Below are 20881 nucleotides of genomic sequence, written 5' to 3' on the forward strand. Positions count from 1 at the left end.
TGGGGGTTCACGGCTGAGATGGGGAAGCGTCGTGCTCTCCGCGGTGGCCGCGGTGAGTTGGGCGTTTCTGGCGATGGCGGGTGTCGCGGCGCTCGGGCTGCACCTGCTGGGGGCGGACACGGCGGGCTCATTGGGCCCGATGACGGCGGCGGTCGTCGCGATGGCGGCCGGGGGCTCGGTGAGCCCGTCGGGAGACATGTCCGTCTTCGGGATGTCACCGGCCGGGGCGCAGGGCGGCATCGGCATCATGCCGCTGGGGGTGAGCCTGGTCGGGGCGCTCCTGCTGGCGTGGGTGTTCCTGCGTCCGCTGCGCACGGGCCCGGTGGCCGTCGGTGAGCTGGTCGCGCGGGTGGTGAGCACGGCGGCGCTGTTCGTCGCGGTGCTCGGCGGTCTGGCGTGGGCCGGGCACGACACGGTCTCCATCGACGGCTCGGCGCTGGGCGGCGCAGGAGGCAAAGGCGGGGGCGGGGGCGGAGGTCTGCTGGACGGCATCCCCGGAATCGGCGGCTCGGGGGATCTCGGCGATCTCGGTGACCTGGGCGACTTCGGCGACGGGCTCGAGGATTTGGTGAAGTCCCATTCCTCCGTGGGCTTCCACGTCAATACCGGTGCCACGCTCCTGCGGGGACTGGTGTGGGTGCTCGCGGTGGTGGTGATCGCGCTGGTCGCGTCGCGCCGCACCGCGCTGCCTCGCGGCTGGGAATTCGTCTCGCGCGCCGTCCGGCCCGCGGCGTCCGCGCTGGTGAGGGTCCTGCTGATGGCGGCGCTCGCGGGCGCGGCGGCGGGGCTCTACGCGGCGGCCACCGGCGACGAGCCGGGGAGGATCACCGGAGGCGTCCTGCTCGGGGCGCCCAACGGTGCCTGGCTGGCGGTGCCGCTGGGGCTGTTCGTCCCGTGGGACGGCTCCGTCTCGGGGCCCCTCGCACAATTCCTGCCCGCACCGGTGGACCGGCTGCTGAACGGCCATCCGGGCGGGCGGCAGATCACCTTGAGCCGTCTCGCGGAGCTGGACGGGAGGGTGTGGCTCCTCCCCGTGGCCGTGGTGCTGATGATGCTGACCGCCGGCGTGCTCAACGCGGCGAATGCGCCGCTCCCGCAGGGCGGCCGACCGGGGACACTGCGCCTGGCCGCGTCGGCGGCGGTACGGCTGGGGGTGGCCACGGCGGTGGCCCTGCCCCTGCTGGTGCGGGTGACCGGGGTATCGGTGGACGCGAATGTGTCGGTCTTCGGGATCGACGCGGTCGGTGCGGGTCTGAAGCTCAACGGGGACGCGGTGACGGCGGTGGCGCTGGGTGCGGTGTGGGGGGCCGCGGCGGGGTTCGCCGGGGCACTGATGTTCGCAGCCGCGGGCGCCGGACGCGGGCGTGAACGAGCCGGGGAGGATTGGGCGGGGCAGACGGCGGCCGCGAAGGCGCCTGCCGGGCAGGCGGCCGCGCAGATGCGGGCCGGGCAGGTGGGAGGAGGGGCGGCCCCGGCGGCGTCGGCTCAGGCGAGACCCGGGCAGGGGGCGGCAGCCGGGCAGAGGTCACCCTGGCACGGGGCGGCAGCCGGGGAGGCGGCCGCGCAGGCCCAGCAGCCGGGGCCCTACAACCCCCGGCCTCCGTACCGTCCCGAAGGGCCCGAGCACAATCCCTACCGGGACGACCGGGGCTCCACGCAGCCACCGGACCACGGCCGGAGTCAGGGCGGGGACCAAGGCCGCAGTGAGGGCGCGGCAGAGCCGCCCGCGAGGAACGACTCCCCCACCCTTCCGGACGTACGGCGGCCTCGGGACCGCTGAGGGGCGGCTTCCGGTTGAAGACCAGGTGAAAGGTACCGGTACAAGTGTCCGCCCACCGGGACGCTCGGCGCCGGTCCGAGTCACGCCCGCTAACGTGGGGCCTACCATGAACGATTCCACCGCTCGAGCGGAATTCCCCACCCTGCTCGTCAAGATCTTCGGCAAGGACCGTCCAGGTATCACGGCCGGCCTGTTCGACACCCTGGCGGAGTTCGACCTCGACGTGGTCGACATCGAGCAGGTGGTCACGCGGGGCCGGCTGGTGCTGTGCGCGCTGGTCACGGTGCCCGCCGAGGGCACGGCCACCGAGGGGGAGCTGCGCGCCACCGTGCACCGCTGGGCGGAGTCGATGAAGCTCCAGGCGGAGATCCTCTCCGGTGTCGGCGACAACCGGCCGCGTGCCGAGGGACGCTCGCACGTCACCGTCCTCGGCCACCCCCTGACCTCGGAGTCCACGGCCGCCATAGCCGCCCGTATAGCCGAGGTCGGCGGCAATATCGACCGTATCTTCCGGCTGGCGAAGTACCCGGTGACCGCGGTGGAGTTCGCCGTCTCCGGTGTCGCCACCGAGCCCCTGCGCAGCGCGCTCGCCGCCGAGGCCGCCAAACGCGGGGTCGATGTCGCCGTGGTCAGCGCGGGTCTGCACCGCAGGGCGCAGCGCCTGGTCGTGATGGACGTGGACTCCACCTTGATCCAGGACGAGGTGATCGAGCTGTTCGCCGCCCACGCGGGCTGCGAGGACCGCGTCGCCGAGGTCACCGCGGCGGCGATGCGCGGGGAACTGGATTTCGAGCAGTCGCTGCATGCCCGGGTGACGCTGCTGGGCGGACTCGACGCGAGTGTGGTGGACAAGGTCCGGGCGGAGGTCCGGCTGACCCCGGGGGCCCGCACACTCATCCGTACGCTCAAGAGGCTCGGCTATCTGGTCGGTGTGGTCTCGGGTGGCTTCACCCAGGTGACCGACGACCTCAAGGACCGGCTGGGACTGGACTTCGCGGCGGCGAACACGCTCGAGGTCGTGGACGGGAAGCTGACCGGCCGGGTCATCGGCGAGGTCGTGGACCGGGCGGGCAAGGCGCGGATACTGGCCAGGTTCGCGCAGGAGGCCGGGGTGCCGCTGTCGCAGACCGTCGCGATCGGTGACGGGGCCAACGATCTGGACATGCTCAACGCGGCGGGGCTGGGGGTCGCCTTCAACGCCAAGCCGGTGGTGCGCGAGGCGGCGCACACGGCGGTCAATGTCCCCTTCCTGGACACGGTCCTCTATCTGCTGGGGATCACCCGGGAAGAGGTCGAGGCCGCGGACCTGGCGGACGGGTCCTGAGCCCCCTCCCCGAGCAGCCCCGTCCCTGAGCCCGTATCCCCCCGCAGGACCACGGAAAGACCACGGAAAGACCACGAGGGGCCCCGCGGGGCCCCTCGTGCGCTTCTCCGTACGCGTCCGGCTCCGTACGCGTCCCGGTCAGTCGTGCGGCGCCCAGAAGGTCGTCAGCCGTCCGGCACCGTGCTCGACGGATTTCCAGGAGCCGGTGAAGGTGATCACGGCCGCGGCGGAGGTCGGGAATCCCTGACGGCGCATCCTGACCACCGTGTCACCGTCGGCCTCGCCCGCGAGCGCGTCGGCGAGGGCGTGCATGCCGGGGTTGTGGCCCACCACGACGAGATCCGTCACGTCGTCGTCCTGTTCGGCCAGCAGGGCGAGCAGGTCGCCGAGACTCGCCTCGTACAGCCGCTCCTCGTAGACGGTCCTGGGTCTGTGCTCGAGCTCGTGGACGACCAGCTTCCAGGTCTCACGGGTGCGTACGGAGGTCGAGCACAGGGCGAGGTCGGGTTCGATACCGGTCCCGGCGAGCCAGCGTCCGGCGGCGGGTGCGTCCCTGCGGCCGCGCTCGGCGAGCGGCCGCTCATGATCGGGGACGGACGGCCAGTCGGCCTTGGCATGCCGGAGAAGAACGATCCTGCGGGGCGTTTCGGCGCTCATACCCATCAGCTTTCCAGAAAACCTGCGAAGCGGCGCGGCCCCTGGAGGAGTACCTCCGGGCCTGTCCTATGGGTCACTGCGGGGCTCGCGACGCCCGGCACCCCGCCTGGCGGCGTCGCCGGACCGTCCCAGAAGACCCGCCCTCCTTGCCCGCCGACAGGCAGGAAGCGCCCCGAGGACGGCCGGGAGGACGGCTCGGCGCCTTGCCGACCGGGCGCCAACCGCCGCTCGCCGTCCGACAAGACCCATCCGACGAGACCCGTCCGACAAGACCCTTGAGACAGCCCTAGCCGAAAAGGCTGATCAGGACCTGCGGGAGGACCTTCTCTATGCGCTGGAGGCCCGGATACGGCGAGTAGTGCCGCTCCCCGGCCTGCGCGGGCGAGGCCAGCAGGCAGAACAGCGTGGTGAACACGGCGAGCGGCAGGGCGACGGCCCACCAGCGCACCCTCGTCTGCTGCCTGGGGCGCGACGCTTGGGCGTACTGCTGACGGGGCGACATGGCTGCTCCCTTTGGGGTGGGCTTCGGACGGGGCCGGTGTGGGCTCCACCGGTCGTTCCGGCGTGCTTCGACGCTACGGCGACCGACGTCCCCAACCCACCGGGCGAGCCACCCAGTTACCCCTGACCTACCCCCCATATCCATGGTGGGGTTAACCCCACCCCCACTCCCCCGGGCGCCGCCGAGTGACCCGCCCGGCCCCACCCGTCCCGCCCGGCCCCACCCGTCCCGCTCAGGCCCCACCCGTCCCGCTCAGACCTCGTCCTCGATGTGCCGGACCCGCCCCGCGAGTATCCCGACCACGATCTGCGGCACGAGCAGGCCCGCGATCAGCGTGATGGGCAGGCTCCATCCGCCGGAGTGCTCGTAGAGGGCGCCAACCGCGATGGGCCCCGGGATGGAGATCAGGTAACCGACGCCCTGCGCGAAGGCGGACAGCTTCACCACGCCGGCCGTGCTCCGCGAGCGCAGGCCGACCATGGTGAGGGCGAGGGGAAACGCGCAGTTGGACACACCGAGCAGGAGCGACCACACCCAGGGTGCGGCGGCCGGAGCCAGCGCCAGGCCGAGGTAGCCGGTGATGCCGAACAGGCCGAGGGCGGCGGCAAACGGGCCCTGGTGCCGGTAGCGGGCGGCGAGCGCCGGAAGAACGAAGGACAGCGGAACGCCGACCCCCATCGTCACCGCAAGGAGCACTCCGGCCTGCCCGGCCGGGATCCCGGCGTCATGGAAGATCTGCGGCAGCCAGCCCATGGTGATGTAGGCGCCGGTGGCCTGGAGGCCGAAGAAGACACCGAGAGCCCAGGCGGTGCGGCTGCGGGTGATCCGCATCGGGGCGTCGGTCCCGGCGGCCGCGGCCCCCTCGTTCCGGCCCCGGCTCCCGCCGCGGCTCTGGCGAGGGACGCGGCCCGCGGCCCGCTCACCGCGCCCACCGCTCCCCCGGTCACGGAGCACCACCGGCAGCCACGGCAGTACGGCGAGGGCGGCCAGGACCGCCCACACGCCCAGTCCGGCCCGCCAACTGCCGCCGAGGGCCTGTGTGAGGGGCACGGTGACGGCCGCCGCCGAGGAGGTGCCCAGGGCCAGCGCCATCGAGTACAGGCCGGTCATCGCCCCGACCCGCTCGGGGAAGTACCGCTTGATGATCACGGGAACCAGGACGTTGCCCATCGCGATTCCAGCGAGCGCCAGGGCGCTGACGGCCACGAACGCGGCCGTAGTTCCGACCAGCGAGCGCACGGCCAGTCCCACCGCGATCGCGGCCATGCCCGCCCCCACCACCGTCACCGGGCCGTAGCGCCTGGCCAGGCGGGGAGCGGTGACGCCGAAGACGGCGAAGCACAGGGCGGGAACCGAGGTGAGCATCCCGGCGGCCGTGCCGCTCATGTGCAGGCCGTGCCGGACTTCCTCCATGAGGGCGCCGAGGCTGGTGATCGCCGGGCGCAGATTGAGCGCCGTCATGACGAGGCCGGCCATCACCAGGCGGGGCATCCATCCGGGGACCGCCCGGTCGGCCAGGAGCCCGACACCGAACGGTGCGCCGCCGAGGGGCCGATCACCGAGGGATCGGCTGGCGGGGGATCGGCTGCCGAGGGGGCGCCCGCCGAGGAGTCGCCCGTCGGTCCGGCCCACGGGCCCCGGCCGGGCCCGCCGCCGCGGGTGACCTCCGGTGACGGTCTCTTCCTCGGTCTCGGTCTCTTCTCCGGTCGCGGTCTGTTCCTTGGTGGCGGTCTCTTCCTCAGACATGAAGCCCATCATAGAATGATGGGATGATTCTCTCTCCACTGGGTTCCGCCCCTCCCGGCCGTCCTGGTTCCAGGCTCGTCCCGGGAGCGCCATGCCACTGACCTCGCCCAGGCGCTCGGCCCTCGCCGACCAGGTGATCGCGCAGCTCAGGGGACAGATCACCTCGGGCGAGTGGCCGGTCGGCTCACGTATCCCGACCGAACCCGAGCTGGTCGAGCGGCTCGGAGTGGCCCGCAACACCGTGCGGGAGGCGGTACGCGCCCTCGCCCACAACGGGCTGCTGGACATCCGCCAGGGCTCCGGCACATACGTCCTCGCCACATCCGAGCTCGCCGGTGTGATGCACCGCCGCTTCGCCGACGCCGATCCCGCGCACGTCGCGGAGCTGCGCAGCGCGCTGGAGACGACCGCCGCCCGCCTCGCCGCTCAGCGCCGCACCGACGCGGACATGGCGATACTCGACACCGCGCTGGAGCGGCGCGAGCGGGCCTGGGACTCGGGCCACGCGGAGGCGTTCGTGCAGGCCGACGCCTCCTTGCACCAGGCGGTGGTGGCGGCCTCGCACAATGACATCCTGGCCGAGCTCTACGCGGACCTCGGGGAGGTCCTGAGGGACTTCCTGCGATGGGACGTGGGCTCGAGACTCGATCCCGAGCAGCATCTGGACCACTCGCGGCTGATCGAGGCGGTCAGGGCGGGCGACGCCGGTACCGCCGCCGCCGAGGCGGGCTCCTACGCCACTCGCTGCCGTTCCTGACGGAGCACCGGAACGTGAGCGAGCCCGGCCCCCACGGGTGCCGGGCTCGCTCGGAAACTCGAAAACGCGAAACGCGAAACGCGAAAAAACGAGAATTCGGAAACGCAGAAACGCAGAAACGCGGAATACCGGTCAGGCGCCGATCGCGTGCAGGCCGCCGTCCACGTGGACGATCTCGCCGGTCGTCTTCGGGAACCAGTCGGACAGCAGTGCCACCACACCGCGGGCGGCGGGCTCGGGGTCGGCGAGGTCCCAGGTCAGCGGCGCGCGGTCGTCCCAGACCTTCGCCAGCTCCTCGAAGCCCGGGATGGACTTGGCGGCCATGGACTTGATCGGGCCGGCCGAGACCAGGTTGACCCGGATGTTCTCCTTGCCCAGGTCACGGGCGAGGTAGCGGGAGGTCGACTCCAGCGCCGCCTTGGCCACGCCCATCCAGTCGTACTGCGGCCAGGCCACGGTGGCGTCGAAGTCCATGCCGACGACCGAGCCGCCGTTCTCGAACAGCGGCAGCGTCGCCATGGTCAGCGACTTCAGCGAGTACGCCGAGACCTGGACGGCGGTGGCGACCGACTCCCAGGGGGTGTTCAGGAAGTTGCCGCCGAGCGCGTCCTGCGGGGCGAAGCCGATGGAGTGCACGACGCCGTCGAGCCCGTCCACGTGCTGGCGCACCCGGTCGGCGAGGGTGTCGAGGTGCTCGGTGTTCGCCACGTCCAGCTCGATGACCGGGGCGGGCTTGGGCAGCCGGTTGGCGATGCGCTCGACGAGGCTGAGGCGGCCGAAACCGGTCAGCACGACCTCGGCGCCCTGCTCCTGCGCGAGCTTGGCGGTGTGGAAGGCGATCGACGATTCCAGGAGGACGCCGGTGACCAGGATCCGCTTGCCGTTGAGAAGTCCACTCATGATGATCAGTGACCCATGCCCAATCCACCGTCGACAGGAATGACGGCTCCAGTGATGTATGCGGCGTCGTCGGAGGCGAGGAAGCGCACGGAGGCGGCGACCTCCTCCGGCTGCGCGTAGCGCCCTGCCGGGATGTTCTTGAGGATCTCCTCCTTGCGCTCGCCGCCGAGCACCTGCGTCATCGCCGTGTCGACGAAGCCGGGGGCGACCACGTTGACGGTGATGTTCCGCGAGCCCAGCTCGTGCGCCAGCGACCGGGCGAAGCCGACGAGGCCGGCCTTGGAGGCCGCGTAGTTCGCCTGGCCGGGAGATCCCTTGAGGCCGACCACGGAGGAGATCAGGACGATCCGGCCCTTGCGGGCGCGCAGCATGCCCCGGGAGGCGCGCTTGACCACGCGGAAGGTGCCGGTGAGGTTGGTGTCCAGGACGGAGGTGAAGTCCTCCTCGGACATCCGCAGGAGCAGCTGGTCACGGGTGACGCCGGCGTTGGCCACCAGCACCTCGACCGCTCCGTGCTGCTCTTCGATGGTCTTGTAGGCGGTGTCGACCTGCTCGGCGTCGGTGATGTCGCACCGGACCGGCAGGACACCGAGCTTGGTCAGCTCCTCCGGTGGCTCACCCGTGCGGAAGGTGACGGCCACCTTGTCGCCGTTGTCTGCGAACGCGCGCGCGATGGCGAGGCCGATGCCCCTGTTGCCTCCGGTGACGAGAACCGAGCGGCTCAACGGACCACCCCTCCTGTTTGGGAGAACCCGTGCGGTCGAGCACGGTATGTACCTGAGAAAACTATCGGTCCCACCCCCTCGAGCGGGAATCGGGCCCCGACAGGGGCTGAGGTCCGCCACTGTTGGGATCCAACAGAAATCAGTGGGCGGCACCCCTGTCGGCGCGACATGATTCACTTCGACCGGCCCGACACCGAACGGAGGCACCCGTGCCCCATCAGATCGATCCGGCGTTCCTGGCGTATCCCTTGCGCAGACTCGCCGACGCCGCGCTGACCCGCACCCGTGAGCTGGGGTCCGAGCACGCCGACTTCCGGTTCGAGAGGGTGCGCAGCGCCTCGTGGCGATTGCGTGACGCCAAGCCCTCGGGCTCGTCCGACACCACGGATGTCGGTTTCGCGGTGCGGGTGGTGCACGGCGGGGCGTGGGGCTTCGCGTCCGGGGTGGATCTGACCCCGGACGCCGCGGCGAGGGTGGCCGAGCAGGCGGTGGCGATGGCGCGGCTGTCCGCGGGGGTGATCGCGGCGGCGGGCTCCGACGAGAGGGTGGAGCTGGCAGGGGAGCCGGTGCACGCGGACGCCACCTGGGTCTCCTCGTACGAGGTGGACCCCTTCGACGTGCCGGACGCGGAGAAGACCGCGCTGCTGGCCGGGTGGAGCGAGCGGCTGCTGGCGGCCGAGGGCGTCTCCCATGTGGACGCCTCGCTCATGACCGTTCACGAGAACAAGTTCTATGCGGACACGGCGGGAACGAGCACCACCCAGCAGCGGGTACGGCTGCATCCGTCGCTGACCGCCGTGTCGGTGGACCCCCGCACGGGCGAGTTCGACTCGATGCGCACCCTGGCGCCCCCGGTGGGGCGCGGCTGGGAGTACCTGACCACGGACCGGACCTGGGACTGGGACCGCGAGCTCGCCGAGATCCCCGAGCTGCTGGCCGAGAAGATGCGGGCGCCCAGTGTGGAGGCGGGCCGCTACGACGTGGTCGTGGACCCGTCGAATCTGTGGCTGACCATCCACGAGTCCATCGGGCACGCCACCGAGCTGGACCGGGCGCTGGGCTACGAGGCGGCGTACGCGGGCACCTCGTTCGCGACCTTCGACAAGCTGGGCACGCTCGCGTACGGGTCACGGCTGATGAATGTCACCGGGGACCGCACCGCCGAGCACGGCCTCGCCACCATCGGCTACGACGACGAGGGCGTGGCCGGGCAGTCGTGGGACCTGGTCAAGGACGGCACACTCGTCGGCTACCAGCTGGACCGCCGGATCGCCCGTCTGCAGGGCTTCGAGCGCTCCAACGGCTGCGCCTACGCCGACTCCCCCGGCCATGTGCCCGTGCAGCGCATGGCGAATGTCTCGCTCCAGCCCGACCCCGAGGGTCCGTCCACGCGGGGGCTGATCGAGGGTGTCGAGCGCGGTGTCTACATCGTCGGGGACCGCTCGTGGTCGATCGACATGCAGCGCTACAACTTCCAGTTCACCGGTCAGCGGTTCTTCAGGATCGAGAACGGCCGGCTGGCGGGCCAGCTCAAGGACGTCGCCTACCAGGCGAGCACCACCGACTTCTGGGGCTCGATGGAGGCGGTCGGCGGCCCCGGCACCTATGTCCTCGGCGGCGCGTTCAACTGCGGCAAGGCCCAGCCGGGCCAGGTCGCCGCGGTCTCCCACGGCTGCCCGTCCGCGCTGTTCCGCGGTGTCAACATCCTCAATACGGCACAGGAGGCCGGGCGATGAGCGAGGTTTCCGGAACGACCGCGCCGCACGAGACCGTCGAGCGGGCGCTGAAGCTCTCCCGCGCCGACGGCTGCGTGGTCATCGCCGACGAGGACTCCACCGCCAATCTGCGGTGGGCGGGGAACGCGCTGACGACCAACGGGGTCACCCGCGGCCGCACCCTCACCGTCATCTCGACGGTCGACGGCGCCCGGGGCACCGCCTCCGGCGTGGTCTCGCGCTCGGCCGTGACCGCCGACGAGCTGGAGTCCCTGGTGCGTGCCTCGGAGGCCGCCGCCCGTGAGACCGGTCCTGCCGAGGACGCCCAGCCGCTGGTCTCCGGCGTCCCGAGCTCCCCCGATTTCACCGACGCCCCCGTGGAGACCTCGGTCGAGGTGTTCGGGGCGTTCGCTCCCGCCCTCGGCGAGGCTTTCGCCCGCGCCAGGGGCGGGGGCCGGGAGCTGTACGGCTTCGCCGAGCACCGGTTCACCTCGACGTACCTCGGCTCCTCGACGGGTCTTCGGCTGCGGCACGACCAGCCGACCGGCTCGGTCGAGCTCAACGCCAAGTCACCGGACCGCACCCGCTCCGCGTGGGCGGGAGCGGCGACCCGCGACTTCACCGATGTGGACCTGGCCTCGCTCGACGAGGGTCTGGCGCAGCGCCTGAAGTGGGCCGAGCGCAAGATCGACCTGCCCGCGGGGCGCTACGAGACACTGCTGCCGCCGACCGCGGTCGCCGACCTGCTGATCTACCAGATGTGGTCGTCCGGGGGCCGTGACGCCGCCGAGGGCCGCACCGTCTTCAGCCGGCCCGGCGGGGGCACCCGGGTGGGCGAGAAGCTCTCGCCGCTGCCGCTCACGCTCGCCAGCGACCCGGCCGAGCGGGGCCTGGAGGCTGCGCCGTTCGTCATCGCGCACACCTCCGGCGACGACTCGTCGGTCTTCGACAACGGGCTGCCGCTCGCGCCGACCGAGTGGATCCGCGAGGGGGTGCTGACCTCGCTGCCGACCACCCGGCACTCGGCGGGACTGACCGGCCTTCCGGTCGCCCCCGGCATCGACAATCTCTGCCTGCGCAGCCCCGACGGGGCCAAGTCCCTCGAGGAGATGGTGGCCGGGACCCGGCGCGGACTGCTGCTGACCTGCCTGTGGTACATCCGCGAGGTGGACCCTGCGACCCTCCTGCTGACCGGGCTGACCCGCGACGGGGTGTACCTCGTCGAGGACGGCGAGGTCGTGGGCGCGGTGAACAACTTCCGGTTCAACGAGTCGCCGGTGGATCTGCTCGGCCGCGCGAGCGAGGTGGGCCGCACCGAGCGGACGCTGCCGCGCGAGTGGGGCGACTACTTCACCCGGGCCGCCATGCCGGCGATGCGGGTGCCGGACTTCAATATGAGCTCGGTCAGTCAGGGGGTCTAGCGGTCCATGGAGGAGAAGCGGGCGGTCAGGATCTCCAAGTTCCTGTCGCTGGTGCTGCGGCACGATCCCGGCGCTGTCGGGATCGTGCTGGACGACGCCGGCTGGGTGGGCGTGGACGATCTGATGGCCGCCTGTGCGGCGAAGGGCCGCCGCTTCTCCCGTGCCGAGCTCGAGCACGTCGTCGCCACGAACAACAAGAAGCGCTTCGCGTTCTGCGAGGACGGCACCCGGATCAGGGCGAGCCAGGGCCACTCGGTGGAGGTGGACCTCGGGCTCGAGCGCGCCGTCCCGCCCGATGTGCTCTTCCACGGCACCGGGGCGCGGACCGTCCCGGTGATCATGCGGGAGGGGCTGCGCCCGATGTCCCGCCAGGACGTCCACCTGTCCGCCGATGTGCGGACGGCACTGCGGGTGGGCGCGCGGCACGGTCGGCCGGTGGTGCTGGCCGTGGACGCGGCGGCCCTGGGGAGGGAAGGGCATGCCTTCCGGGTCAGCGCCAACGGGGTGTGGCTGACGGACCATGTACCCCCCGAGCGGCTGCGGCTCCACCACGAGGACGGCGCGAGGGGCTGAAGGGCAGCGGTCGCCGCCCGTCGGCCCGCGGGATCAGCGGACCACCCGTCCGCGTGAACCGCCCTTCCACGAGTGGTACAGCGGTGTGCCGACGGCCACGAGCAGGACCGCGCCAGCGATCTGCAGGATGTGCCGGATCCAGTCGACGCCCCTGGTCTCGCCCACCCCGGACCAGATCGCCACCGCGTTGCCGAGGATCCCGCCGAGCGTTCCGAGGACGACGGTCAGCCACAGCGGGATCGCCTGCTTGCCCGGAAGGATCCCCTTGGCCAGCAGCCCGAGGACGAAGCCGACGATGATGGCCCACAAGAACGACATGCCGCCTCCCGAGGTCTGTCCGCCCGGACGGGGACGTGCCGGTGCGCCTCGGTTCCAGTGTCCGCGGGGAGCCTGGGCACCGCATGTCGGCGCTGCCGGACGGCTTACGGCCGCCGGTACCCGGCCTGTGGCACCGACGGGGCGCGGCGTAACGTGGGAACGTTGGAGGCGGGAGTCCTCCGGAGTTCGATCGGGCGGCGGGTGATGGCGATGCACAGGCACGGGAGCGGGAACGAGGTCTTCCGCATCACGGGTGCGGCGGCCGGTCTCTCCGAGGACGTGCGTGGGCGGCAGCGGCGTTACGTCATCTCGATGAGCATCCGCACGGTGTGCGTGATCCTGGCGGTGACGCTGTGGAGCGTGGAGCGGCCGCTCGCGTGGGCCGCCCTGGTGGCCGGGGGTGTGCTCCCCTACATCGCGGTGGTGATCGCCAACGCGGGCCGGGAGAACGCCAAGGATCTGCCCGGCGCGGTGATCACTCCGACCCCGCCTCCCGAGCTCGAGTCCCATCCGCATCAGGTGGAGGAACGGGATCCGGATCAGCACCGGGAATACGACGCGCGTTGACCGACCGTTGTACGTTTGTACCTCAGGAAAAGCTCAACACAATCGCCGGGATCCAGTGCCCCGCGGCAGTCTCTGCGTGCCATACTTCGATACGCGCTCCGCATCCCCCGTCGGGGCGATGGACCGACGCCGGGCGGCTCCCCCCGTGGTTGCCCGGCGTCGCCCCATGTCCGGGCCCCTTTTCCCTCCGGGCCCTTTTCCCTCCGGACCGAACTGAACGCAAGGCGAGTCCACCAGGTGAGTCCCATGCTCCGTCCCGAGCCCGAAGAGCCGATCTGCTCGGCCAAGGACTGCCGCGAGCCCGCCGAGTGGGTACTGGCGTGGAACAACCCCAAGATCCATCAGCCGGAGCGGCGCAAGACCTGGCTCGCCTGCGAGGCGCACCGTGAGCATCTGTCGAAGTTCCTGGGTGTGCGCGGCTTCCTGAAGGACGTGGTCCCGTTCGCCGAGTGGACCGAGCGCGAGTCCCGGCCCGGGGCCGAGCGCGACGCCACGTAGCCGAGCGCGAGCGCCGCGCCCTACCGGGGCTCGCCGCACAGGGCACAGCGCGGGTCCGGCGGCCGCCTCAGCCTCCGATGGCCGACATCGGCCGCTGGGGCTGGAGGAACGAGGGGTCGTCGAGCCCGCTGCCCGCCTTCTTGCCCCACATCGCAACCCTCCACAGATCCGCGACCTGCGCGTCGGAGGCGCCCGAGCGCAGGCCGCCGCGCAGATCGGACTCCTCGCGTGCGAACAGGCAGGTGCGCACCTGGCCGTCCGCGGTGAGCCGGGTCCGGTCGCAGGCGCGGCAGAACGGCCGGGTCACGCTCGCGATGACACCGACCCTGGCGGGCCCTCCGTCGACCAGCCAGCGCTCGGCCGGGGCCGAGCCGCGGTCCTGCGACGGCTCCGGGGTGAGGCTGAAGCGGGTGGCGAGGCTGCGCAGGATCTCCTCGGCAGTCACCATGTTGTCGCGCTTCCAGCCGTGCTGGGCGTCGAGCGGCATCTGCTCGATGAAGCGCAGCTCGTAGCCGTTCGCCAGGGCCCAGCCGAGCAGGTCGGGGGCCTCGTCGTCGTTGATGCCGCGCATCAGCACCGTGTTGACCTTGACCGGGGCGAGCCCGGCGGCACGGGCGGCGTCGAGGCCGCCGATCACGTCGTGGTGGCGCTTGCGGCGGGTGAGGGTCTGGAAGACATCGGGGCGCAGGGTGTCGAGTGAGACATTGACCCGGTCCAGCCCCGCCTCGCGCAGCGCCGAGGCGGTGCGCTCGAGGCCGATGCCATTGGTGGTGAGGGAGATCCTGGGGCGGGGGTCGAGCTCGGCGCAGGCGGCGACGATGGAGACCAGCCCGGGGCGCAGCAGCGGCTCGCCGCCGGTGAAGCGGACCTCGCGGATGCCGAGGTCGGCCACGGCTATCCGGATGAGTCGGACGATCTCGTCGTCGGTGAGGAGTTCGGGCTTGGCCAGCCATTGCAGGCCCTCTTCCGGCATGCAGTACGTGCAGCGCAGATTGCACCGGTCGGTGAGGGAGACCCGCAGATCGGTGGCCACGCGCCCGTAGGTGTCGAGAAGAACGGCGTCCACCTCCACTCAGGGGGCGCGTCGACAGCGCCCGTACTCCTACCAGCCTATGTCCGCGGTACGACATTCCCGGTGGGGCCGAGCGCTCGCGGCGGGACAGCGGGCATGGAGCCGCTGTCCCGCCGCAGCGTACGCGATGGGTCGGAAGCTACAACACTTTGTTTAAGCGCGCTGCCCTCGCGGCGCCCTCGCGGCCTCGCCGTGCCTTCACCGCGGCCCCGTCGCGTCCTGGCCGGTCAGACGGCACCCGCCCCCGTGAGCGAGCGGACCTCCAGTTCCGCGTACTTGCCGGCGTCCGGCTCCTCCTTGGACAGCAGGGTGGCGACCCACCCGAGCAGGAAGCCGAGCGGGATGGAGACCAGACCTGGGTTCTCCAGCGGGAACCAGTCGAAGTCCATCCCCGGGAAGAGCGCCTTGGGGTTGCCGGACACGACCGGCGAGAAGATCACCAGCGTGACCGAGCAGGTGAGGCCGCCGTAGATGCTCCACACCGCGCCCTGGGTGGTGAACCGCTTCCAGAACAGGCTGTAGAGCAGTGTCGGCAGGTTCGCCGAGGCGGCCACGGCGAAGGCCAGCGCCACCAGCGCCGCCGTGTTGAGCTTGTCCGCGAAGATGCCCAGCACGATGGCGATGACCCCGATGATGGCGGCCGCGATCTTGGCGACCCCCACCTCCTCCTTCTCGCTGGTCCTGCCCTTGCGGATCACATTGGCCCACAGGTCGTGGGCGAACGAGGCCGAGGAGGCCAGCGTCAGGCCCGCCACCACCGCGAGGATCGTGGCGAACGCGATGGCGGAGATCGTCGCCAGCAGGATGGCGCCCCAGGTGCTGTCCGCGCCGCCGCCGAGTTCCTGGGCGAGCTGCGGCGCCGCGGTGTTGCCTGCCGCGTTGGCCGCGGAGATGGCCTTCGGGCCCACCAGGGCGGCGGCGCCGAAGCCGAGGGCGATCGTCATCAGGTAGAAGCCGCCGATGATGCCGATGGCCCAGTTGACCGACTTCCGGGCGGCCTTGGAGGTGGGCACGGTGTAGAAGCGCACAAGGATGTGCGGCAGCCCGGCGGTGCCGAGTACGAGCGCGAGGCCGAGGGAGACGAAGTCCAGCTTCGAGGTGCTGTCCGCGCCGTAGCGCAGGCCCGGCTCCAGGAAGGACTTGCCCTGGCCGCTGGCGTCGGCGGCGGCGCCGAGCAGCGAGGAGATGTTCCAGTCGAACTTGTTGAGCACCAGGACGGTGATCAGGAGGGTGCCCAGGATGAGGAGCACGGCCTTGATGATCTGCACCCAGGTGGTGCCCTTCATCCCGCCGATGATCACGTACAAGACCATCACCAGACCGACCAGCGCGATGATCCAGCGGCGCGGCCCCTCGCCCGTGACGCCGAGCAGGAGGGCCACCAGCGAGCCCGCGCCGACCATCTGGGCGAGCAGGTAGAAGATGGAGACCACGATCGTGGAGGTGCCCGCCGCCGTGCGCACGGGACGCTGCCGCATGCGGAAGGCGAGCACGTCGGCCATGGTGAACCGGCCGGAGTTGCGCAGCGGCTCCGCCACGAGCAGGAGCGCGACGAGCCAGGCGACCAGGAAGCCGATGGAGTACAGGAAGCCGTCGTACCCGTAGAGGGAGATGGCGCCCGCGATACCGAGGAACGACGCGGCCGACATGTAGTCGCCGGAGATCGCCACACCGTTCTGGAAGCCGGTGAACGAGCGGCCGCCCGCGTAGAAGTCGGTGGCGTCCTTGGTCTGCCGCCCCGCCCACACCGTGATGCCGAGGGTGATCAGGACGAACACCGAGAAGAGCGAGATGATCAGCGTGCGGTGGTCTCCGGCGTCGGAGGCTGCGAGCGGGTTCAGCGCTCCGGCGCCGTGGGACATGGCGTGTGCCATGGTCTGCCCGGTCATGCGTCGCCCTCCTTGCCGCTCAGGGTGCCGGTGGGGCCGCTCAGGGTGCCGGTGGGCTCGGACTGCCGCTGGTGCGGCACCTCCAGCGCCTCACGGAGGGCGTCGGCCTTCGGGTCGAGCCGGGAGTCGGCGTACCGGGCGTAGAGCCAGGCGATGACGAAGGTGGTCAGGAACTGCAGCAGCCCGAGGACGAAGGCCACGTTGATGTTGCCGACCACGGTGGTGCCCATGAAGCCGCCCGCGTAGTTCGACAGCAGCACGTACAGCAGGTACCAGGAGATGAAACCGACCGTGAGGGGGAAGGCGAAGTTGCGGAAGGAACGGCGCAGTTCGGCGAACTCCGGGCCCTCGTGGACCTGCGCGTAGCGTTCGACGCCGGGGGGTCCCTGGCTCGCTCGGGTGTGTTCGGTAGTCACTCGGTCTCCTCACGGCGGGGCCCGCGGGCAGCGGAACGGGGGAACTGAGAGCAAGGCGCACCGGGGGAACGTGATACGGATCACGTCCCCGAACGGTCCCGCGCATGTTAGGGGCGCCGAAGAGTGATCCAACAGGGATGGCCGGACGACTTGGGCTCAAGGGCCGCAACGGCTCGATGAACGGTTCGTTCTACAGGATGAGCGGCACGCGGCTCGCAGTTCGCCCGTTCGACCGACAACCGCCGTCCCGAGGCCCCCGGCGCGGCTCACCGGCGGGGGGATCGGGGGCGGCGGCCCGCGGGTACCGCCACCGTGCGCCGCCTCCGCCGCCTCCGCCGAGCATCGCGGCGCTCCCGGTGCCCTGTGAGAAGGACTCATTTTCCGTATTCCGAACGGAGATCCAGGAACAAACACTCGGAATCCATTGAATCGGGCCGATGGTCGGCGGTAGCTTCGCTCGTCATGTACCCGCCCAGGGCAATCACGCCCACGGGCGGTTTTTCAGGACGAATTGGAGATCCGATGGCTCCTGTCCCACCCCGGCGCAGACGTGTCGCCGCGGTTCCGCTGAGCTTCGCCGTGGCGGGGGCACTCGCCTGCCTGCCGCTCGCCGCCTCCACGGCGTCGGCCGCCGGCCACCAGGAGAAAGCCGCGGACGGCCCGGCCCTGAGCTACGTGGTGAACACCAAGGCCAACCACGGCTATGTGAAGAAGGTCGAGCAGGCGGTACGTGACGCCGGCGGCACCGTGGTGATCTCGTACGAGCAGATAGGCGTCGTAGTCGCGCACTCGGCCAACACCGACTTCGCGAAGGAACTGCGCGGGGTCCGCGGTGTGCAGTCCGCGGGCGCCACCCGCACCGCTCCGCTCCAGTCCGCGGCCACCACCGAGGTCGGCGTGCCGGAGAAGGTGGACGCGAAGACGGCGGCCGCGCTGGCCCCCAAGTCCGCCAAGGCCTCGAAGGCGGGTCTCACGCGGGAACCGCTCGAGCCGCTCCAGTGGGACCTCGGCGCCATCAAGGCCGACAAGGCCCACGAGAAGACACTGGGCAGCCGCAAGGTCACCGTCGGTGTCATCGACACGGGTGTCGACGACAGCCACCCGGACCTCGCCCCGAACTTCGACAAGCGGGACTCGGTGAACTGCGTCGGCGGCAAGCCGGACGCCTCCGACGGCGCCTGGCGGCCCTACCCGGACTCGGCCGGCAACTACCACGGCACCCACGTGGCCGGGACGATAGCCGCGGCCCGCAACGGCATCGGCGTCTCGGGCGTCGCTCCGGGTGTGAAGGTCGCCGCGATCAAGGTGTCCCAGCCGGGCGACAGCCTCTTCTACCCGGAGAGCGTGGTCTGCGGCTTCGTCTGGGCCGGTGAGCACGGCATCGACGTGACGAACAACAGCTACTACGTGGACCCGTGGTACTTCAACTGCGTCGAGGACCCCGACCAGAAGGCGATAGTCGACGCCATCGGCCGGGCCACCCGGTTCGCCGAGCACAAGGGCACGGTCAACGTCGCCTCGGCGGGCAATTCCAACTGGGACCTCGACGCCGACTCCATCGAGGACACCACCAGCCCCGACGACGGCACCCCGACCCCGCGGACCGTCGACCCGCACAAGTGCTTCGACGTCCCCACGCAGCTGCCGGGCGTGGTCTCGGTCTCGGCCACCGGCGCCAAGGCCGGCAAGTCCTACTACTCCAACTACGGCCTCGGCGTGATCGATGTCGCCGCCCCCGGTGGCGACCGCCGGGTGCTGCCGGACGCCCCGGCCGTGGACGGCCGGATCCTGTCCACCCTGCCGGACAACCAGTACGGGTACCTCCAGGGCACCTCGATGGCCGGTCCGCATGTCGCGGGCGTGGCGGCCCTGATCAAGAGCACCCACCCGTGGGCTCCTTCGGCCGTCGTACAGGCCCTGCTCAAGTTCGAGGCGGACGACGTGGCCTGCCCCACCCTCTACGACAGCGACGGCGACGGTGTCGCCGACGCCGTGTGCAAGGGCGGCAAGAGCTACAACGGCTTCTACGGCCACGGCATCGTGGACGCGCTGGACGCCGTCGAGAAGTAGCCGTCGTCACCCACTCGTCGCGAAGAGCGAGGCAGCGAGGCAGCGAAGTAACGAAATAGCGAGGCAGCGCAGCCTTCGGCGCGACAGCGGCCGGGCCGGGCGGGGATCGTTCCCCCTCCGGCCCGGCCGTGAACGTGCGTGCCGCCGGTCGCCGTTACGGCTCGACCAGCGTCTTCAGAGCGCTGCGGTCGTCCATGGAGGCGCGGCCAAGCATGCGAGACGGTCCGTCAGCAGCGGACGGCGACATGGCCTCGCGTTCCTGATGAACCATTACTCGCCCATCCGTCCTTCAATGTCCGTTCCATGCGCCGTACTTCACAAGGGCGACACTTCGGGAATCACTGTCGGCGGTGCCCCGTATCCTCTGGGATCATGCCGGACCGAATCGAAGCCGCACCGCCGACCGTTTGGCCCTCGGCGTACCCGGAGGGGTACGCGGTGGTGGACGTCGAGACCACCGGGCTCGGGCGCCACGACCGGATAGTCTCCGCGGCCGTCTACCGGCTCGACACGCGGGGGAACGTCCAGGACCACTGGTACTCCCCCGTCAATCCGCAGCGCGATCCGGGGCCGGTGTGGATCCATGGGCTCACCAGCGACATGCTCCAGGACGCCCCGCTCTTCCCGGAGATCGCCGACGAGCTGTCCGAACGGCTCGACGGACGGGTCCTGGTGGCGCACTACGCGGTCTTCGACTGGTCCATGATCGCCCGGGAGTACGCCCGCGCCGACCGTCAGGCACCCGTCGAGCAGCGGCTGTGCACCATCGAGCTGTCCAAGCAACTGCGCCTGCCCCTGCCGAACCAGAAGCTGGAATCCCTCGCCGCCCATTACGGCGTCGTCCAGGAGCGGGCTCACCACGCGCTCGACGACGCCCGGGTGTTGGCCGAGACCTTCCGCCCGAGCCTGCACCTGGCCGCCGCGGCGGGGCTGGCGCTTCCCCTGCTGGCGTGCCGCCCCGTGGAACTGCCGGCGCAGGTGGACGCGGAGTACCGCGCTGCCTCGTCCAGTTGGCGCACCTGGCGCGCCCCTCGCAAGCGCCCCGCCTGCCCCTATCCCAACCCCGGCCGTCTGGAGCCGGGCGGGCGGCTCACGCAGGGCATGAGGGTGGCGTTCTCCGGGGACACCGCCACGGACCGGGACACGCTGGAGGACCGGGCGACCGAGGCCGGGCTGCATGTGGCGAGCAGCATCAGCGGGCTGACCAGCCTGCTGGTCACCAATGACCCCGGGTCCTGGACGACGAAGGCACGCCGCGCCCGCGAGGTCGGCACCCCGATCGTGGACGAGCACACCTTCGTGGAGCTGCTGGAGGACGTGGCTCCCGCCCCGGGCTCGGCCTCGGCCGACCTCGAGCCCGCCGCGGACCTCGAGCCCGCTGCCGAGCATGAACCGGCCCCGGCTGATCCTGGCGCCGCCCCGGCCGACCCTCCGGCCGCCCCGGCCGTACCCGTTCCCGAGCCCGTTCCCGAGCCCGTTCCCGAGCCCGTTCCCGAGGCCGCGGCCGAGTCCGCCGCCGAGTCCGCCGCCGCGGCTCCGGAGCGCTGAGCGCCGTTCGGGTGGAGCCTCGGCGACGCGCCCGGCGACCGATTGCTCCGGCGACCGGGGGCCACGCACCCTGGACGCCTCCCGGGGCACCCGGGGACCCCCGGTGAAAGGAAACTGCTGTGGCGCGGTGCGAGGTCTGCGGGAACGACTACGGGATGGCGTTCGAGGTCCACGCGCAGGGGGCGGTGCACGTCTTCGACTGCTTTGCCTGCGCGATCCACCGGATGGCGCCGATCTGCGAGCACTGCGGCGTCCGCATGGTCGGGCAGGGAGTGGAGGCGGACGGCCAGTGGTTCTGCGGCGCCCACTGCGCCCGCGCCGAGGGCAAGGTCGGCGTGGCCGACCACGTCTGACCCCGGCGACGGCATGTCCGGACCGGAGCCGGGCGGTGAGCCGGACCGGA

Annotated in this window: 20 protein-coding genes; 11 read left to right on the forward strand and 9 right to left on the reverse strand. The window is 71.4% G+C overall.

All coding sequences use genetic code 11. The features are described 5' to 3' along the window. The first annotated feature begins 31 nt into the window (after positions 1-31). Complete coding sequence (locus tag IEY86_RS02345; RefSeq protein ID WP_189129778.1) at positions 32-1780, forward strand: streptophobe family protein; 1749 nt, start codon at positions 32-34, stop codon at positions 1778-1780. A 106-nt stretch (positions 1781-1886) separates the two neighbouring features. Beyond that, complete coding sequence (serB, locus tag IEY86_RS02350) at positions 1887-3104, forward strand: phosphoserine phosphatase SerB (RefSeq protein WP_189129779.1); 1218 nt, start codon at positions 1887-1889, stop codon at positions 3102-3104. A 138-nt stretch (positions 3105-3242) separates the two neighbouring features. On the opposite strand, the gene IEY86_RS02355 is transcribed toward serB, so the two are convergent. The 3 genes from IEY86_RS02355 to IEY86_RS02365 form a co-directional block, all read right to left on the reverse strand. Further along, complete coding sequence (locus IEY86_RS02355) at positions 3243-3761, reverse strand: SixA phosphatase family protein (RefSeq protein WP_189129780.1); 519 nt, start codon at positions 3759-3761, stop codon at positions 3243-3245. 286 nt (positions 3762-4047) lie between these two features. Beyond that, positions 4048-4263: a hypothetical protein gene (locus IEY86_RS02360; protein ID WP_189129781.1), complete on the reverse strand. Its 216-nt coding sequence runs from the start codon at positions 4261-4263 to the stop codon at positions 4048-4050. A 252-nt stretch (positions 4264-4515) separates the two neighbouring features. Next, a complete protein-coding gene (locus IEY86_RS02365; RefSeq protein WP_229698099.1) occupies positions 4516-6009 on the reverse strand; it encodes a CynX/NimT family MFS transporter in 1494 nt (497 codons plus the stop codon). A gap of 91 nt (positions 6010-6100) precedes the next feature. On the opposite strand from IEY86_RS02365, the gene IEY86_RS02370 reads away from it, so the two are divergent. Then, entirely contained in the window at positions 6101-6766 is a 666-nt protein-coding gene (locus IEY86_RS02370; RefSeq protein ID WP_189129782.1) for a FadR/GntR family transcriptional regulator, read from the forward strand. A 132-nt stretch (positions 6767-6898) separates the two neighbouring features. Here IEY86_RS02370 and fabI read toward each other — a convergent pair whose 3' ends face one another. Beyond that, positions 6899-7666, reverse strand: coding sequence for an enoyl-ACP reductase FabI (gene fabI / locus IEY86_RS02375; protein WP_189129783.1), 768 nt, complete (start codon positions 7664-7666; stop codon positions 6899-6901). Between the two features lie 5 nt (positions 7667-7671). Beyond that, a complete protein-coding gene (gene fabG / locus IEY86_RS02380; protein ID WP_189129784.1) occupies positions 7672-8391 on the reverse strand; it encodes a 3-oxoacyl-[acyl-carrier-protein] reductase in 720 nt (239 codons plus the stop codon). A gap of 209 nt (positions 8392-8600) precedes the next feature. Here fabG and IEY86_RS02385 point away from each other — a divergent pair, with 209 nt between their 5' ends. The 3 genes from IEY86_RS02385 to IEY86_RS02395 are packed head-to-tail and all read left to right on the forward strand — an operon-like array spanning position 8601 to position 12100. Further along, complete coding sequence (locus tag IEY86_RS02385; RefSeq protein WP_189129785.1) at positions 8601-10127, forward strand: TldD/PmbA family protein; 1527 nt, start codon at positions 8601-8603, stop codon at positions 10125-10127. Next, positions 10124-11527, forward strand: a complete 1404-nt coding sequence (locus IEY86_RS02390; protein ID WP_189129786.1) for a TldD/PmbA family protein — start codon at positions 10124-10126, stop codon at positions 11525-11527. Before IEY86_RS02385 ends, IEY86_RS02390 begins: the two co-directional genes overlap by 4 nt. 6 nt (positions 11528-11533) lie before the next feature. Further along, positions 11534-12100: an RNA 2'-phosphotransferase gene (locus tag IEY86_RS02395; protein ID WP_189129787.1), complete on the forward strand. Its 567-nt coding sequence runs from the start codon at positions 11534-11536 to the stop codon at positions 12098-12100. Positions 12101-12133: 33 nt separating this feature from the next. On the opposite strand, the gene IEY86_RS02400 is transcribed toward IEY86_RS02395, so the two are convergent. Then, positions 12134-12418 (reverse strand): GlsB/YeaQ/YmgE family stress response membrane protein, encoded by a 285-nt coding sequence (locus IEY86_RS02400; RefSeq protein ID WP_189129788.1) that lies wholly within the window; start codon positions 12416-12418, stop codon positions 12134-12136. A 210-nt stretch (positions 12419-12628) separates the two neighbouring features. Here IEY86_RS02400 and IEY86_RS02405 point away from each other — a divergent pair, with 210 nt between their 5' ends. Next, entirely contained in the window at positions 12629-12985 is a 357-nt protein-coding gene (locus IEY86_RS02405) for a DUF3099 domain-containing protein (RefSeq protein WP_189129789.1), read from the forward strand. 246 nt (positions 12986-13231) lie between these two features. After that, the gene (locus IEY86_RS02410; RefSeq protein WP_189129790.1) at positions 13232-13483 is read left to right on the forward strand and encodes a hypothetical protein; all 252 of its coding nucleotides are present in this window, start codon (positions 13232-13234) and stop codon (positions 13481-13483) included. A 67-nt stretch (positions 13484-13550) separates the two neighbouring features. Here IEY86_RS02410 and moaA read toward each other — a convergent pair whose 3' ends face one another. The 3 genes from moaA to IEY86_RS02425 form a co-directional block, all read right to left on the reverse strand. Next, complete coding sequence (gene moaA / locus IEY86_RS02415) at positions 13551-14549, reverse strand: GTP 3',8-cyclase MoaA (RefSeq protein ID WP_229698100.1); 999 nt, start codon at positions 14547-14549, stop codon at positions 13551-13553. A 233-nt stretch (positions 14550-14782) separates the two neighbouring features. Beyond that, positions 14783-16444 carry a monocarboxylic acid transporter gene (locus tag IEY86_RS02420; protein WP_373286943.1) on the reverse strand — a complete coding sequence of 554 codons (1662 nt, stop codon included), beginning with the start codon at positions 16442-16444 and terminating at the stop codon, positions 14783-14785. Continuing rightward, positions 16441-16860 carry a DUF485 domain-containing protein gene (locus tag IEY86_RS02425; protein ID WP_189129792.1) on the reverse strand — a complete coding sequence of 140 codons (420 nt, stop codon included), beginning with the start codon at positions 16858-16860 and terminating at the stop codon, positions 16441-16443. Before IEY86_RS02425 ends, IEY86_RS02420 begins: the two co-directional genes overlap by 4 nt. A gap of 522 nt (positions 16861-17382) precedes the next feature. Between IEY86_RS02425 and IEY86_RS02430 the strand changes: the two genes are divergently transcribed. The 3 genes from IEY86_RS02430 to IEY86_RS02440 all read left to right on the forward strand — a co-directional run bounded on the left by IEY86_RS02430 (position 17383) and on the right by IEY86_RS02440 (position 20831). Continuing rightward, entirely contained in the window at positions 17383-18930 is a 1548-nt protein-coding gene (locus tag IEY86_RS02430) for a S8 family peptidase (protein ID WP_189129793.1), read from the forward strand. Between the two features lie 372 nt (positions 18931-19302). Then, positions 19303-20478: a DEDDh family exonuclease gene (locus IEY86_RS02435; protein ID WP_189129794.1), complete on the forward strand. Its 1176-nt coding sequence runs from the start codon at positions 19303-19305 to the stop codon at positions 20476-20478. 119 nt (positions 20479-20597) lie between these two features. Beyond that, complete coding sequence (locus IEY86_RS02440; protein ID WP_189129795.1) at positions 20598-20831, forward strand: metallothionein; 234 nt, start codon at positions 20598-20600, stop codon at positions 20829-20831. Positions 20832-20881 lie beyond the last annotated feature (50 nt).

It is taken from the genome of Wenjunlia tyrosinilytica, from assembly GCF_014646055.1.
GTDB classification, from domain to species: Bacteria; Actinomycetota; Actinomycetes; order Streptomycetales; family Streptomycetaceae; genus Wenjunlia; species Wenjunlia tyrosinilytica.